This is a genomic window from Verrucosispora sp. NA02020, assembly GCF_013364215.1.
Classification (GTDB): Bacteria; Actinomycetota; Actinomycetes; order Mycobacteriales; family Micromonosporaceae; genus Micromonospora.
The window spans coordinates 2,368,451-2,381,736 of sequence record NZ_CP054923.1 but is presented as its reverse complement, the minus strand read 5'-3'; the positions used below and the strand labels follow the sequence as shown (position 1 = coordinate 2,381,736).

Genomic DNA, 13,286 nt, shown 5'->3' with positions numbered 1-13,286 from the left:
CCACCAGGGAGCGGTGATGACCACGACGAACCCGGACGCCCCGGCCGCCGACCCGCCGGTGTCCGCGCTACCCGGCCGGATCCGGCAGCTGCACTGGTCGACGTGGCGCGGTGTGCTGGTCCGCAGCGGCCGCAACTACGTCCAGGACAACTGCACCGACTGGGCCGCCGCGCTCACCTACTACGGCGTGCTCGCGCTCTTCCCCTCCACCGTCGTGGTGGTCGCCCTGGTGGGGCTGGTCTCCGACGGGGAACGCACCGTCGACACCATGCTCGACCTGGCCCGGGACGTCGGCGCGGGGTCCGTGGTGGCCAACGAGAGCTTCGTCGGCGTGGTCCGGGGCGTGGTGGAGCAGAACAGTTCGGCCGGGGTACTGCTCAGCTTCGGTCTGCTCGGCGCGCTCTGGTCCGCGTCGAACTTCATCGCCTCGTTCACCCGCGCCTCGAACACCATCTACGGGGTGACCGAGGGGCGGCCGGTGTGGAAGCTGCGGCCGATCCAGATCGGGTTGGCGGCGGTGTCGCTGGTGCTGCTCGCCGTGGTGGCCACCGGTCTGATCGTCAGCGGGCCGGTCGCGGACGCGGTCGGCAACCTGGTGGGCGCCGGAGGTGCGGCCCGTACGGCCTGGTCGGTGGTGAAGTGGCCGGCGCTGGCGATGATCGCGATGCTGCTGATGTCCCTGCTGTTCTGGGTGGCGCCGAACGTGCGCCAGCCCCGGTTCCGGTGGCTCACCCCGGGTGGGGCGGTGGCGCTGGCCACATGGGCGTTGGGCTCCTTCGGCTTCGGCCTCTACGTGGCCAACTTCGGCTCGTACGACACCACGTACGGCAGCCTCGGCGCGGTGATCGCGTTCCTGGTCTGGCTCTACCTGTCCAACTCCGCCCTGCTGCTCGGCGTGCAGATCAACGCGGAGTTGCAGCGGGGACGGGTGATCCAGTCCGGCGTGCGCGACGCCGAGGAGCCGGTATTGCCGCCCCGGTCACCGGCCCCCTCGTGACCCGGCGCCGGTTTACCGCCCACCGGGCCGGGTAGCGCAGAAGGCATGGAACGCGGCAGCAGCAAGCACGCACCGAGAGTCGACGAACAGATGGAGCAGGAGGTCAGCGGCCTGGTCCAGGGGCCGGGGACCGGTGGCTCACGGGTCGACGAGTCCCGGGTGCCGGAGCCTGCGGGCGAGGACCAGCCGGAGACGACCACGGTCGTCGGCGGCGAGACCCGCAGCGGCACGCCGCAGGGCATGACGTCCGGGGACGTGGAGGCTCGCAGCCGGTTGGGACGGTTCATCACGATGACCGCCCTGCCCGGGGACCGGGCGGCCCTGCTCGCCAACGCCCGGGAGAACGAGGCGCCGGACGACCTGCTCGCCGAGTTGGAGCGACTGCCGGAGGGCACCCGGTACCAGACGGTGTCCGAGGTCTGGGCCGCGCTCGGCCACAAGAACGAGACGACGCGCTGGTGAGGATGGCCTTCTGCGGCCACCCCCCGCACCGGCGCAGGAGAGGATCCTGATGAGTGGTGTAACCGAGCACGTCGACGTCTCCGTCCCGATCCGGACGGCGTACGACCAGTGGACACAGTTCGAGGAGTTCCCCCAGTTCATGGAGGGCGTCGAGGAGGTCCGACAGCTCTCCGACACGCTCACCCACTGGACCGTGGAGATCGCCGGCGTCACGCGCGAGTTCGACGCCGAGATCACCGAACAGCTTCCCGACGAGCGGGTCGCCTGGCGCTCGACCGGCGGCACCAAGCACGCCGGGGTGGTCACCTTCCACCGGCTCGACGAGCAGAACAGCCGGGTCACCCTCCAACTGGAGTTCGACCCGCAGGGTGTCGTCGAGCAGGCCGGCGACAAGCTGGGCGTCGTGGACCGCCGGGCAAAGGGTGACCTGCAACGCTTCAAGCAGTTCATCGAGCGACGCGGGCAGGAGACCGGCGCCTGGCGGGGCAGCGTCGACCGACCCCAGCCCTGATCCCTCGCGTACCTCCCGCCACGGCCGCCGCTCACCCCGGCGGCCGTCGCCGTTGTCGGCGCGGGTCGTCGTGCGTCGGCGGGCCGCGCCGCAGGTCTGGGCGCCGCCGGGGGTGCCGTTTGGCGGGTGCGGGTGGGGGTAGGGCGAGGGTATGAGCGACGACAGGGTGTGGCGTGACGAGGAACGGCTGCCGTTGGAGGAGTTGGACCGGGCGGTCGCCCGATCCACGCTCGACGGGCAGTCCGACGACGTGACCGGCAACGACGCCGGTGAGGAGGCCGCGTTCGGCCATGGGCCGGAAGCCGCCGACCGAGGTTCCCAGGTGCCCGGCACCGGGCGCGAGCCGACCGACCCCGACCGCGCGCACCGCCCCTCCACCACCGGACGCACCGGCCCGGACACGCTCTGACACCAGCCCTCGGCCGCCGCCGATCGGGGCGTCACATCGGGGGACAGACGCGTGCAGCGCCTCACGCCCAGGCGACACGCCCATGATCGGCGGCGATTGGGTCAGCCGGACGGGTCGGGATTCGGACGGGTCGGACAGATTCGGCCGTTCGGCTGACGGCAACGCCGCGACAGCGCGCAAGACTTTCGGAATGCATCAGGGCTCCGGCTTCCTCAACCCGCGTCAGCGCCGCCTGGCATGGCTCGGCTTTCTGCTCGCCGCCGCTCAGGCACCCGTCTCCGCACGCTTCACCGAGGACAGCTCCTGGCTGTTCAGCCTCTGCGTCGCGCTGATGGTGGCAACGGTGATCATCGCTGACGACACCGCGCGTCGCCGTCCGGCGGACGCCCGCTCCTCGGAGTAACCACACCCGCACCCGGGCTCGGTGGCCCGACCGCCCTCACCCGGCCTCCTGCGGGCGGGCCTCGTGACCCGCGCGACCACGGGTACGACGTCGCTCCTTCATCTCCGCCTCGTACAGGTGCCGCCGGCCCCCGACCAGTTCGTCGCGAGCCGTCCGGTCCAGGTCCTGGAAGAGCGCGTAGTACCCGTCGTCGAAGTCCTCGACGATCTGGAACGTCCAGCGACCCGCGATCACGTTCCGACCCACCAACTCGTCGGCGATCCGGTCGGCGATGGTGCCGTGCCCGGCCGAGCGGAACATCCGCACCGCCTCGTCCAGCATCAGGTCGGCGTGACCGATGAGCTGGTGCATCGAGTAGAGCTGGCCACGGGCGCGCTCCACGCACTCCAGCGCCTCGCTGAGCTTGCCGAGCGCCGCCACCGTGTCGTCACTCACACCGGCCGGTCGCCGGTGCCCCTCGTCGGGCCTGTCGGTGGTGTCCATTCGTGCCTCCCTGCTGCCGCCACCGCCCGTCTGACCGGGCGACCGGTCGGGTCCGGGTGTCAGGCACGACGACCGGCCGACCCCCGCACCAGCCGAGCGGCCGAGGTCACCGCCGGTCCGAGTTGGCTAGATTCGTTCCCCATGCGCGTGCCGTCGAACCGGGTTCGGACCCATACCACCGTCGAGGAAAACCGGTCGGCGCTGATGGCGCTCGCCACCACGCTGGGGCTCGACGGGCTGGCCGCCGCCGCTGCCCTGCCCGGTCTGCTCGCCGTGGTCGACCAGCACGCCGCCGCGGTGCGGGACAGTCTGCACGGCGACGACACCCCGCTGACCGCCGCCGCGCTGGCCGGCTACGCGGAGGGGCTGCGCGCCGCCGCCGACGAGCACGGCTGGCAGCCGCCGGCCACCCCGGTGGAGTGGGCCGAGGCGGACTGGGTGCTGGTGCGACTGCTCGCCGTCTGCGCGCTGATCGTCACGCTGGACACCCCGGCACCGCAGCCGCCCCCGCTGTGACGCGAACGGGTGCCCGCCGTGCGGCGGACACCCGTCACCCTTCGCGTACGGTCACCGGCCGAACTGCTGGGTCTCGTCACCCGAGTTCCCGGACTGGTACGTACCCCGTCCCCCGGACATCGACGACTCCTGCCCCATCGACGTCGGCTGGGTACGCTGGCCCGACCGGTCGGCCATCTGCCGCTGCATGTCGCTGCGTCCGGCCTGGGCGCCCTGCCGCTGTTCGCGGACGGCCCGCGACTCCTCCGCGATCCGGTGGAGCCAGCCGTCCCAGCGGTTCTGCATGGGCTTGACCAGACCACCGCCCACGCCGACGATCAGGATGCCGGCCACCGTGGCGAGCACCGCGATCAGGACCGGAGTGGTGACGGTGGTGGCGATACCCACCTGGTTCAGGGCCGCGATGACGCCGAGCGCGATGATGAAGACCGCCGTCAGGTCGGCCAGCACCCGCCCGTACGACAGACCGCCCAGCGCCCCGCTGACGAGGTCCCGTACCGCGTTCGCGATCGCCGCGGCGATCACCACGATCACGATCGCCACGAAGGCTCGGGGCAGCCAGGCCACCACACCGCCGATCAGGTTGCTGATCGCGTTCGGACCCCAGACGCCGAAGGCGAACTGAAGCGTGAACAGCAGTACGGCGTAGTACGCCAGGCGGGCCAGGATGTCACTGGCGTCGTACCTGGTCCGTTCGAGCGCGCGCTTGATACCGCCCCGTTCGACCGCGCGATCGAACCCCACCCGTTCCAGGACCGTATCAACGATCTTGAGCACGGCTCTGGCGATGAGCCATCCGACCACCAGGATCGCGATGAACGCGATGGCCCTCGGTACGAACAGCAGCACCGACCTCCACATGTCGGCCACAGCGTCACCGATGTTGACCTGCCTGGCCGCCAGGGTTTCCGGCATGATGTCCCTCCTGTCGCATGGACTGCCCCGCGCGCTTACCCCAACGTCGGGACTGCACGCCGGGCAGGTCACCTGCTTTTTCCCGACACATCCCGACAGAACGGCCCTGACCTGCCCTGATGTACCGGCCCGAAGCACCGGGCGCATGATCGGAAACACGGGTCGAGGGGGCGGGCTAGGCTGCGGGCATGCCAGGAACGGTCGGGCGAGTCCCCACGCCAGCAGGCCAGGCGCCCCGCGCGCCGGTGCCGCGCGCCGCGACCGTCGTCGGCCACCACGAGTGGGGTGCCACGGTGCTGGGCACCCGCGAGTCCTGGGACCCGGCGGTCCGCGCCGCCGTGGAGGTGGTGCTCGGCTCACCCGCACCGATGGCGCTCTACCTCGGCGACGAGTTGCTGCTGCTCTACAACGACGCGTACGCCGAGCTGATCGGCGACCGGCACCCGCAGGCCGTGGGGCGGCCGGCGGCCGAGGTCTTCGACGAGGTGTGGCGGCTGCCCGGTGTCGGAGACGTCGTCGAGCACACCTACCGCACCGGTGAGCCCTTCCTGGAGAAGGAGGCACCCCTCCCGCTGCGCTCCGACGGACTCGACCCGTCCGTCTACATCTGGGCCTGCTCGACCGTCCGCGACAGCCGGGGCCGCATCGCCGGGGTGCTGTCGGTGGTTGCCGAGACCAGCCCGGCGACCCGCCAGTTGCAGGGGCTCAGCGAGTTCGCGGCGGCGCTCTCCGGCACGCTGACCCTCGACGACGTGGCCCGGGTCGCGCTGCGGTACGCGCTCGCCTCGTTCGACGCCGACCGGGTCTCGTTCGCCGTCGACGACGGGGGCGGTGGAGGCGGCTGGCGGCTGGTCCGCCGGGTCCGGGGCGAGCTGGTGGACGAGGCGGACGAACGGCTGCCCCCGCTGTGGCGGCGCGGACCGGCGGACTGGCCGGCACCGGCGGCACTCAGCGCGCGTACCGGCCAATCCCACTTCGTCGACGACGGCGAGCCGCTGCGCGACACCGCCGCCGACCGGCACGACCAGCGGGTCCGTGCCCTGGCGGCGATACCGCTGCGGGCGTCCGGGGTACGCGGCGCGCTCACCGTCGGCTACCGCACCCCGCACGCCTGGACCGCGCCGGAACAGGCGTTGCTGGCCGCGTCGGCCGAGCTGGTCGGGCAGGCGACCGAGCGTGCCCGCCGCTTCGAGACCCAGCACGGCACCGCCCAGCTACTCCAGCGCAGCATGTTGCCGGAGAACCTGCCCAGCCTGCCGCTGCTGCGGATCGCCGCCCGCTACGACCCGGGCGTCGACGGCAACGCCGCCGGTGGCGACTTCTACGACGCGTTCGTGTTGCCCACCGGCGACCTGGGGGTGGTGCTCGGCGACGTGGCCGGGCACGACGTGCAGGCCGCCGCCCGGATGGGGCAGGTCCGCGCCGCGCTGCGGGCGCTGGCGCTCAACGACCCGCGTCCGGACCAGGTGCTCGCCGGGCTCGACCGCCTGGTCAGCAGCCTCGGGTCCGAGACCGGCACGTACGAGCTGTTCGTGACCGTGGCGTTCGGTGTGATCGACGTGGCACGGGAGCAGCTCACCCTGGCCAGCGCCGGCCACCCGGCACCGCTGGTGCGCCGCTGCGCGCCGGGGGGCAAGGCACGGGCCGTCTACGTGGACGTGCCGACCGGCGCGCCGCTAGGCATCGGCTACCGCCCCGCCACCGGCACCGTCGCGTTCTCCCCCGGCGACACCCTGCTGCTGTTCAGCGATGGCGTGGTGGAACGGCGACGGCAGGGGTTGTCGCACGGTCTCGCCCGCCTGGCGGAGTCGGTGGCCGCCGCACCCAGCGGTGACCCGAGGGCGTTGTGCGCCGCCGCCACCGCCTCGGTCCCCGGTGCCACCGAGGACGACGTCGCCGTCCTGGCCGTCGAGTACGCGCTGCGGCCGAGCCGGTCGGCGCGGATGGAGGTGCCGGCCGAGCCGACCGCGCCGAGCCGGGTCCGGCACTGGATGACCGCGCTGCTCACCGAGTGGCGGGTGGCCGAGTCGGTGATCGGCGCGGCGGTGCTCTGCACCAGCGAGCTGACCACCAACGCCCTGCTGCACGCCGGCACCGAGGCCCTGGTCGAGATCGACCTCAGCCCGGAGCGCCTGCTCGTCTCGGTGGCCGACTCCGGATCCCGGGGCACGGTGACCCGGGCCCGCACCGACACGCTGAGCAGCCGTGGCCGGGGGTTGGGCCTGATCGAGGAGCTGACCGACGCCTGGGGCACCGACCCCACCGTGCGCGGCTCGACCGTCTGGTTCGAGATCCTCCTCCCGCCCGACTGACCGCCCCGCCCTCCGGGGCAGACCCACCGGCCTGCCCGTCAGGTCAGACGCTGGACCAGGGCGCGACCGAGGTCGCGGCCGGAACGCCAGGCGGTCTGCACCCGGGACTCGCCGAAGGCGTCCCCGGCCAGCCCGATCCCGTCGCCGTCGAGGTGGAACCCGGCGTCGGCCCCGGAGATGGGCTTGGCGTACGTCCAGCGGTGCACGTGCACGTGCTCGGCCCGGTCGGAGAGCGCGAGCAGGTCGCGGACGGCCGCCTCGACGGCCGACGCGGCGCCGGTGGGTTGGGCGAGATGACCGGCGGCGAACTCCGGCGTGGTGTGCGCCACCAGCACCGGCGCGCCGTCACCGCGCCGGTCGCCGTCGTCGCAGACCAGACTGAGCAGCGGATGGTCGTTGACGAAGGCGCCCCGGAAGTCCGCCCAGCGTCGGGTCGGGAAGCGCAGCACGGCGGAGAGTGTCGGTGCCCAACGCTGTCGTCCGGCGGCCTCGGTGGCGTCGGCCAGGGCCGGGTCGAGCAGCAGCGCCGCCTGCGGGCCCGGCATCGCCAGGACCACCGCCGCGCACGCGGTGCCGTCGACGGACGGACCGGCCTCGACGCCGAGCACCAGCCGGTTCACCACCACGGGCAGGTCGCGGGCCAGGTGCTCGACGAGTGACCGCAGTCCCCGGGGGGCGGCCCAGCGCGGCGGCCCGGTGACCTGCCGTCGACCCGTGCGGTCGTAGGAGACGAAGGTGTCGGTCCACTCGCGGGCCAGGCCGGCGTCCTCCCACTCGCGGACCACCTCGGCGAAGTCGGGATCACTCACCGTCAGGTAGGCGGCGCCCAGGTCGGCGGGGCGGCCGTCGAAGCGTTTGCTGGCCATCCGTCCGCCGGCCACCCGACCGCGTTCGCGGATCTCCACCGGCACCCCGGCACGCGCCAGTTCCCCGGCGCAGGCGACGCCCGCGATCCCCGCTCCGACCACCACGACACCCGCACGATCCAGACCCATCCGGTGATCGTATTCGCGAGCCGGCCCTCCTGGCGGCTATCGAGCGGTGCCCGTCGATCCTCCCGATACTTCCGGAAGGTCTTCACAAGTTCGCAACCGGCCCGTACCTTGGCGGACATGTGGGAGCGCTTCCACGCACTGTCTTCGATGCATCCGAGGAGCAGTACATGAGAACCAGAGGCACGTATGCCGTGGTCGGCGCCGTCGCGACGGCACTGACCGTGGTCGCCACCGTCGGCGTGGGCGCATTGCGTCCCGCGCCCGCAGCCGCCGCCGACTCCGTGTTCTACGTCGACCCGGACACCAGCGCCGCGCGCTGGGTGGCCGCCAACCCGAACGACTCCAAGGCCGCCGTGATCCGGGACCGGATCGCCAGCGTCCCGCAGCCGCGCTGGTACACCACCACCAACACCTCGACCGTACGCGCGGAGGTCAGCTCCTTCGTCAACGCCGCCGCCAACGCCGGCAAGATCCCGATCCTGGTGGTCTACAACATCCCCAACCGCGACTGCAGCAACCACAGCGGCGGCGGCGCGCCCAACCACTCCGCCTACCGGCAGTGGGTGGACCAGGTCGCCGCCGGGCTCGGCGGTCGGCCCGCCACGATCATCCTGGAGCCCGACGTGCTCCCGATCATGACGAGCTGCATGAACGCCAGTCAGCAGGCCGAGGTCCGGGCCTCCATGGCGTACGCCGGCAAGGCGCTCAAGGCCGGCTCGTCAGCGGCGAAGGTCTACTTCGACATCGGCCACGGCGGATGGCTCGCGCCCAGCGAGGCAGCCGCTCGACTGAACGCGGCGGACGTCGCCAACAGCGCCGACGGCATCTCGGTCAACGTGTCGAACTACCGCCGCACCGCCGACGAGGTCTCGTACGCCAAGCAGATCATCCAGGCCACCGGCAACTCCCGCCTCAAGGCGGTCATCGACACCAGCCGCAACGGCAACGGCCCGGCCGGCTCGGAGTGGTGCGACCCGCCGGGGCGGGCGATCGGCACGCCGAGCACCACCGCCACCGGCGACTCGGCGATCGACGCCTTCCTCTGGGTGAAGCTGCCCGGCGAGGCCGACGGCTGTATCGCCGCCGCCGGACAGTTCGTGCCCCAGCGGGCGTACGACCTGGCGGTCGCGGCCGGCCCCCCGCCGACCACCACCCCGCCGACGACGACCCCGCCGACCACCACTCCCCCCACCACCACGCCGCCGACCACGCCGCCCCCGTCCAACCCGCCCGCCGGCAGCTGCGCGGTGACGTTCACCCCGAACACGTGGGCCGGCGGCTTCACCGCCGAGATCCGGGTCACCAACCGCAGCGTGGCGCTCACCGGCTGGACGCTCGCCTTCAACGCCGGCTCCGGCGTACGGCTGAGCAACGGCTGGAACGGCACCTGGAGCCAGTCCGGTGACCGCATCGAGGTCCGCAACGTCGCGTACAACGGCAACGTGCCCGTCGGCGGCACGATCAGCGTGGGCTTCCAGGGCACCTTCAGCGGCAGCAGCCTGCCGACGCCCGGCCCCTTCACCCTGAACGGCGGCACCTGCGCCTGATCGGGCGCCCCCCGTACCCGCACCGGGCCTTCGGGCTCCACCACCAGCACCGGGCCTCCGGCCAGCACCGCAGCAGCGGTGGCCGGGGGCCCGGTCGCCTGCCCGGGCTCGGTCGGTACCGGATCCGCCTCGGGCGTTACCGCTCGCCTCCGGCGGGAACGCGACCGGAGACGAAGGAGGAGACCCATGACCACACGATCGAACCCCTCGGCGTGGCAACCCGGCGTGACCGGCGGCGGCACCCTCCCTTCCGGTCCCGGAGGCCGCACCGCGGCACCCGCTGGCGACGGGCACGGCCCGCAGGCCGGCCCGCCGACCGTGACGCTCGGCGCGTATCCGGACTATCCGTCCGCACAGCGCGTCGTGGACTATCTGGCCGACAACCGCTTCCCGGTCGAACGGACCGCCATCGTCGGCACCGACCTCACCCTGGTGGAGACGGTGCTCGGCCGGCTGACCACGGCCCGGGCTGCGCTCATCGGCGCCGGCACCGGCGCCTGGCTCGGGCTCTTCATCGGCCTGCTGTTCGGCATCTTCACGGTCGGCAACTGGCTGGCCGTGCTCCTCGTCGGCCTGGTCATCGGTGCCGTCTGGGGTGCCGTGTTCGGTGGGGTCGCGCATGCCATGACCGGCGGCAAGCGAGACTTCACCTCGGCCAGCTCGCTGCGGGCCAACCAGTACGCGGTCACCGTCGAGGCGGACATGGCCGAACCGGCCCGACAGCTCGTGGGCCGGCTGCACCTGGGCGGTCGCGCGGCACAGCCGGCGACCTGACCTGCACGTGGCCCACGGGCGGGAACTCTCCCGCCCGTGGGCCAGCCCCTGATCCGCGAGACTCTGTATCCGCCTGCTGGCGCGCTACAGCGGCGGACCAGCCGCGCGAGTGAGCGGACGCCTCGAAGACCGCACGCATCGGCGGCAGGTGGGGAGATTTGTTGTCGCTGGAGCGACAACAAATCTCCCCACCTGCTCGCTGCCAAGCAATACCGCGCAAAGCGGGCCGCGATTCGAACGCGGGAAAGCGGCGGACCGAGTCTCCGGTGGTGGCAAGCCCAACCGACCACGCTGCGGGAGCAGGTCCACCGCGCACCTGGTGCGATGCCCGGGAACGTTGGCGGTGTCGCGGCGAGGTCCAGCCGGCGGTCCGAACAGGACCGCCCGCCCCGGAGTCCGCGGCCGTTCCCCGGCCGCGGACCGGGACGGGCGCTGCCCGTACAGATTGGTCAGGGCCGGTCGCCCTGGCCGCCGGTGTGCGGCACCCGCTCCGCCGGGACGACCCCGAGCCGACCGGCCTGGTAGTCCTCGAACGCCTGGATCAGCTCGTCCCGGCTGTTCATCACGAACGGGCCGTACTGGGCCACCGGCTCCCGGATCGGCTGCCCGCCCATGATGTAGAGGTCCAGCGTCGGGGTGCGGCTGTCCTGCCGGGCGTTGGCCTTGAACCGCAACGCGTCGCCCGGCCCGTGCACCGCGAGTTGCCCGGTGCGGACGCCACGTCCGTTCGCGCCGACCGTGCCCCGGCCGCCCAGGACGTACACCAGGGCGTTGAAGTCCGGCCGCCAGGGCAGGTCGACCTGCGCGCCGGGCTCCACCGTCACGTGGGCGACGGTGATCGGCGTGTACGTCGACCCGGGCCCCTGGTGCCCGGCGATCTCACCGGCGATCACCCGGACCAGCGCGCCGCCGTCCGGCGTGGTGACCAGTGCCGCCTGGTTGCCCCGGATGTCCTGGTATTTCGGTGGGCTCATCTTGGCCACCTTGGGCAGGTTGACCCAGAGCTGCGTGCCGTGGAACAGCCCACCGCTGACCACCAGGTGCTCCGGCGGCGCCTCGATGTGCAGCAGGCCACTGCCCGCCGTCATCCACTGGGTGTCGCCGTTGGTGATGGTGCCGCCGCCACCGTGGCTGTCCTGGTGGTCGAAGATCCCGTCGATGATGTACGTGACGGTCTCGAAGCCGCGGTGCGGGTGCCAACTGGTCCCCTTCGGCTCGCCCGGCGCGTACTCCACCTCGCCCATCTGGTCGAGGTGAAGGAACGGGTCCAGCTCGGTGGTGGGTACCCCGGCGAAGGCCCGCCGCACCGGGAAGCCCTCGCCCTCGAAGCCGCTGGGCGCGGTGGTCAGCCGGCGGACCGGTCGGATGACGGTGGTGGACTCGTCGAGCTTCGGCAGGCGGGGCAGGACGAGGACGTTGTCGACGGTGATGGCGGGCATCGGAAGCTCCTTCAGCTCTCGCGGGGGGCGGCGCCGGCGGTGCCCTGCAGCCGCTGGCCGAGTCGGGTGAAGACCGTGGTCAGGCAGGCGATCTCGGCGTCGTCGAGGTCGTCCATCAGGTGGGTACGGACCGAGCGCAGGTGGTGCGGGGCGGCCTCGCGCAGCGCCAACAGCCCGGCGGCGGTGAGCACCGCCTCGCTGCCGCGCCCGTCGTCCGGACAGGGTTGCCGGGTGACCAGGCCGCGTCGCTGCATGGACGAGACCTGGTAGGTCAGTCGGCTGGGCGAGAAGACCAGTCGACCGGCGAGCTCGCCCATCCGCAGCCGCTGCCCCGGGGCCTCGGCGAGCAGCACCAGCACGTGGTAGTCGGCGAAGCTCAGCTCGCTGGCGGCCCGCAGGTCGTCCTCCAGCCGGGTGAACAACCGCTGACTGGCCTCGATGTACGCCCGCCAGGCGACGAGTCGCACCTCGCTCAGGCTCTCGGTCATGGCGCCACGGTAGCACGTACTCAAAATTTGAACAATCACGCCCGAGCAGCGCCACTTGCATCACGCCGCACTGGCGGAAGAGGTGGTCAAGTTTTGAATCGACCCTGCGGAGGACCTCGCCGATCATGGAGTAGTGGCGAGGTTTTTGGGCGCTTGTGTGCCTTGTATCGCTACCACAAGTCCAAGATCGTGGGGGCAGACCCGTGCGGTTGTGCGAGACTTTCGCGTCGTGGAACTGACCGCCTCCGGCCTGCTGCTGCGCCCCTGGAACACCACGGACGCGCCCGCCGTGCTGGCCGCGTGGCACGACCCGGCGATCGCCCTGTGGAACCCGCAGGGCGACGCGTTCGACCTCGACGCCGCCCGCCAGTGGGTGCGATGGCGGGCGGACTGGTCGCAGGGCACCCACGTCTCGTTGGCGGTGGCCGACCCGACCCGGCCGGAGATCATGCTGGGTTCGGTGTCGCTGCACCGCATCCACGGCGGTGACGCCTCGATCGGCTACTGGACCGTCGCCGCCGCCCGCCGGCGGGGCCTCGCCTCGGCGGCGGTCAGCCGGCTCACCGAGTGGGCCTTCCGCGATCTGGGCCTGCACCGCATCGAGCTGTGTCACGCGGTGGCCAACCCGGCCTCCTGCCGGGTCGCCGAACGCGCCGGGTATCCGTTCGAGGGCACGCTGCGCCAGTCACACCGCTACGGCGACGGCCGCCGCCACGACGAGCACCTGCACGCCCGCCTCGCCACCGACTGATCCCGCTCCGGCGGGCGACGCGCCGACCGGGTCAGGAGACGGCGAAGATGCCGGCCACGCCCAGCAGGACCATCACCAGCACGGCCACCAGCGCCCCCCGCTCGCTCTCCACCGCCTGCTCACGGTGCTCGGTCACGGAGTTCGTCGTCTCGCCGGACATGGTGCGGCCTCCTCGCTGCTCGGACCGGGACCGGGCGCACGCCTGCGGCACCGACGGCCGGCGGAGCGAACCCGATCCGGGATGGTGAGGCCGGGACGGCCTCCGGGCGGCACGTCGACGCGCA

At 72.5% G+C, this 13,286-nt stretch carries 16 protein-coding genes; 10 read left to right on the top strand and 6 right to left on the bottom strand.

Annotated elements, in window-relative coordinates; translation table 11 throughout:
• Positions 1 to 16 precede the first annotated feature (16 nt).
• The 5 genes from HUT12_RS10420 (at position 17) to HUT12_RS10400 (ending at position 2,782) form a co-directional block, all read left to right on the top strand.
• The gene (locus HUT12_RS10420; RefSeq protein WP_176093244.1) at positions 17 to 997 is read left to right on the top strand and encodes a YihY/virulence factor BrkB family protein; all 981 of its coding nucleotides are present in this window, start codon (positions 17 to 19) and stop codon (positions 995 to 997) included.
• A 45-nt stretch (positions 998 to 1,042) separates the two neighbouring features.
• Positions 1,043 to 1,459, top strand: a complete 417-nt coding sequence (locus HUT12_RS10415; protein WP_176093243.1) for a DUF2795 domain-containing protein — start codon at positions 1,043 to 1,045, stop codon at positions 1,457 to 1,459.
• A gap of 49 nt (positions 1,460 to 1,508) precedes the next feature.
• A complete protein-coding gene (locus tag HUT12_RS10410; protein WP_176093242.1) occupies positions 1,509 to 1,970 on the top strand; it encodes an SRPBCC family protein in 462 nt (153 codons plus the stop codon).
• Between the two features lie 151 nt (positions 1,971 to 2,121).
• Positions 2,122 to 2,379 (top strand): hypothetical protein, encoded by a 258-nt coding sequence (locus tag HUT12_RS10405; protein ID WP_131052393.1) that lies wholly within the window; start codon positions 2,122 to 2,124, stop codon positions 2,377 to 2,379.
• A 190-nt stretch (positions 2,380 to 2,569) separates the two neighbouring features.
• Positions 2,570 to 2,782 carry a hypothetical protein gene (locus tag HUT12_RS10400; RefSeq protein WP_131052394.1) on the top strand — a complete coding sequence of 71 codons (213 nt, stop codon included), beginning with the start codon at positions 2,570 to 2,572 and terminating at the stop codon, positions 2,780 to 2,782.
• 36 nt (positions 2,783 to 2,818) lie between these two features.
• Here the strand turns inward: HUT12_RS10400 and HUT12_RS10395 are convergent, their stop codons facing one another.
• The gene (locus tag HUT12_RS10395; RefSeq protein ID WP_176093241.1) at positions 2,819 to 3,265 is read right to left on the bottom strand and encodes a hypothetical protein; all 447 of its coding nucleotides are present in this window, start codon (positions 3,263 to 3,265) and stop codon (positions 2,819 to 2,821) included.
• Between the two features lie 141 nt (positions 3,266 to 3,406).
• On the opposite strand from HUT12_RS10395, the gene HUT12_RS10390 reads away from it, so the two are divergent.
• A complete protein-coding gene (locus tag HUT12_RS10390) occupies positions 3,407 to 3,781 on the top strand; it encodes a DUF6401 family natural product biosynthesis protein (RefSeq protein ID WP_131052396.1) in 375 nt (124 codons plus the stop codon).
• A gap of 51 nt (positions 3,782 to 3,832) precedes the next feature.
• Here the strand turns inward: HUT12_RS10390 and HUT12_RS10385 are convergent, their stop codons facing one another.
• Positions 3,833 to 4,696 carry a hypothetical protein gene (locus HUT12_RS10385; protein WP_176093240.1) on the bottom strand — a complete coding sequence of 288 codons (864 nt, stop codon included), beginning with the start codon at positions 4,694 to 4,696 and terminating at the stop codon, positions 3,833 to 3,835.
• A gap of 188 nt (positions 4,697 to 4,884) precedes the next feature.
• Here HUT12_RS10385 and HUT12_RS10380 point away from each other — a divergent pair, with 188 nt between their 5' ends.
• Positions 4,885 to 7,008 carry a SpoIIE family protein phosphatase gene (locus HUT12_RS10380; RefSeq protein WP_131052398.1) on the top strand — a complete coding sequence of 708 codons (2,124 nt, stop codon included), beginning with the start codon at positions 4,885 to 4,887 and terminating at the stop codon, positions 7,006 to 7,008.
• A 38-nt stretch (positions 7,009 to 7,046) separates the two neighbouring features.
• Here the strand turns inward: HUT12_RS10380 and HUT12_RS10375 are convergent, their stop codons facing one another.
• Complete coding sequence (locus HUT12_RS10375; RefSeq protein ID WP_176093239.1) at positions 7,047 to 8,003, bottom strand: NAD(P)/FAD-dependent oxidoreductase; 957 nt, start codon at positions 8,001 to 8,003, stop codon at positions 7,047 to 7,049.
• Between the two features lie 167 nt (positions 8,004 to 8,170).
• Between HUT12_RS10375 and HUT12_RS10370 the strand changes: the two genes are divergently transcribed.
• Positions 8,171 to 9,550, top strand: coding sequence for a glycoside hydrolase family 6 protein (locus tag HUT12_RS10370; RefSeq protein WP_131052400.1), 1,380 nt, complete (start codon positions 8,171 to 8,173; stop codon positions 9,548 to 9,550).
• A 186-nt stretch (positions 9,551 to 9,736) separates the two neighbouring features.
• Positions 9,737 to 10,324 (top strand): general stress protein, encoded by a 588-nt coding sequence (locus HUT12_RS10365; protein ID WP_176093238.1) that lies wholly within the window; start codon positions 9,737 to 9,739, stop codon positions 10,322 to 10,324.
• A 449-nt stretch (positions 10,325 to 10,773) separates the two neighbouring features.
• Here the strand turns inward: HUT12_RS10365 and HUT12_RS10360 are convergent, their stop codons facing one another.
• Both HUT12_RS10360 and HUT12_RS10355 read right to left on the bottom strand, forming a co-directional pair.
• Positions 10,774 to 11,763 carry a pirin family protein gene (locus tag HUT12_RS10360; protein ID WP_131052402.1) on the bottom strand — a complete coding sequence of 330 codons (990 nt, stop codon included), beginning with the start codon at positions 11,761 to 11,763 and terminating at the stop codon, positions 10,774 to 10,776.
• An 11-nt stretch (positions 11,764 to 11,774) separates the two neighbouring features.
• Complete coding sequence (locus HUT12_RS10355) at positions 11,775 to 12,251, bottom strand: MarR family winged helix-turn-helix transcriptional regulator (RefSeq protein WP_176093237.1); 477 nt, start codon at positions 12,249 to 12,251, stop codon at positions 11,775 to 11,777.
• Positions 12,252 to 12,480: 229 nt separating this feature from the next.
• On the opposite strand from HUT12_RS10355, the gene HUT12_RS10350 reads away from it, so the two are divergent.
• The gene (locus HUT12_RS10350; RefSeq protein ID WP_254876770.1) at positions 12,481 to 13,002 is read left to right on the top strand and encodes a GNAT family N-acetyltransferase; all 522 of its coding nucleotides are present in this window, start codon (positions 12,481 to 12,483) and stop codon (positions 13,000 to 13,002) included.
• Positions 13,003 to 13,033: 31 nt separating this feature from the next.
• On the opposite strand, the gene HUT12_RS33165 is transcribed toward HUT12_RS10350, so the two are convergent.
• Complete coding sequence (locus HUT12_RS33165) at positions 13,034 to 13,162, bottom strand: hypothetical protein (protein WP_255446600.1); 129 nt, start codon at positions 13,160 to 13,162, stop codon at positions 13,034 to 13,036.
• Positions 13,163 to 13,286: the final 124 nt, after the last annotated feature.

Excerpts from the sequence above, each read along its gene's own strand:
- HUT12_RS10375 (WP_176093239.1), bottom strand. The coding sequence starts at position 8,003 with ATGGGTCTGGATCGTGCGGGTGTCGTGGTGGTCGGAGCGGGGATCGCG.
- HUT12_RS10405 (WP_131052393.1), top strand. The coding sequence starts at position 2,122 with ATGAGCGACGACAGGGTGTGGCGTGACGAGGAACGGCTGCCGTTGGAG.
- HUT12_RS10410 (WP_176093242.1), top strand. The coding sequence starts at position 1,509 with ATGAGTGGTGTAACCGAGCACGTCGACGTCTCCGTCCCGATCCGGACG.
- HUT12_RS10420 (WP_176093244.1), top strand. The coding sequence starts at position 17 with ATGACCACGACGAACCCGGACGCCCCGGCCGCCGACCCGCCGGTGTCC.
- HUT12_RS10360 (WP_131052402.1), bottom strand. The coding sequence starts at position 11,763 with ATGCCCGCCATCACCGTCGACAACGTCCTCGTCCTGCCCCGCCTGCCG.
- HUT12_RS10395 (WP_176093241.1), bottom strand. The coding sequence starts at position 3,265 with ATGGACACCACCGACAGGCCCGACGAGGGGCACCGGCGACCGGCCGGT.
- HUT12_RS10385 (WP_176093240.1), bottom strand. The coding sequence starts at position 4,696 with ATGCCGGAAACCCTGGCGGCCAGGCAGGTCAACATCGGTGACGCTGTG.
- HUT12_RS10380 (WP_131052398.1), top strand. The coding sequence starts at position 4,885 with ATGCCAGGAACGGTCGGGCGAGTCCCCACGCCAGCAGGCCAGGCGCCC.
- HUT12_RS33165 (WP_255446600.1), bottom strand. The coding sequence starts at position 13,162 with ATGTCCGGCGAGACGACGAACTCCGTGACCGAGCACCGTGAGCAGGCG.
- HUT12_RS10390 (WP_131052396.1), top strand. The coding sequence starts at position 3,407 with ATGCGCGTGCCGTCGAACCGGGTTCGGACCCATACCACCGTCGAGGAA.
- HUT12_RS10355 (WP_176093237.1), bottom strand. The coding sequence starts at position 12,251 with ATGACCGAGAGCCTGAGCGAGGTGCGACTCGTCGCCTGGCGGGCGTAC.
- HUT12_RS10415 (WP_176093243.1), top strand. The coding sequence starts at position 1,043 with ATGGAACGCGGCAGCAGCAAGCACGCACCGAGAGTCGACGAACAGATG.
- HUT12_RS10370 (WP_131052400.1), top strand. The coding sequence starts at position 8,171 with ATGAGAACCAGAGGCACGTATGCCGTGGTCGGCGCCGTCGCGACGGCA.
- HUT12_RS10365 (WP_176093238.1), top strand. The coding sequence starts at position 9,737 with ATGACCACACGATCGAACCCCTCGGCGTGGCAACCCGGCGTGACCGGC.
- HUT12_RS10400 (WP_131052394.1), top strand. The coding sequence starts at position 2,570 with ATGCATCAGGGCTCCGGCTTCCTCAACCCGCGTCAGCGCCGCCTGGCA.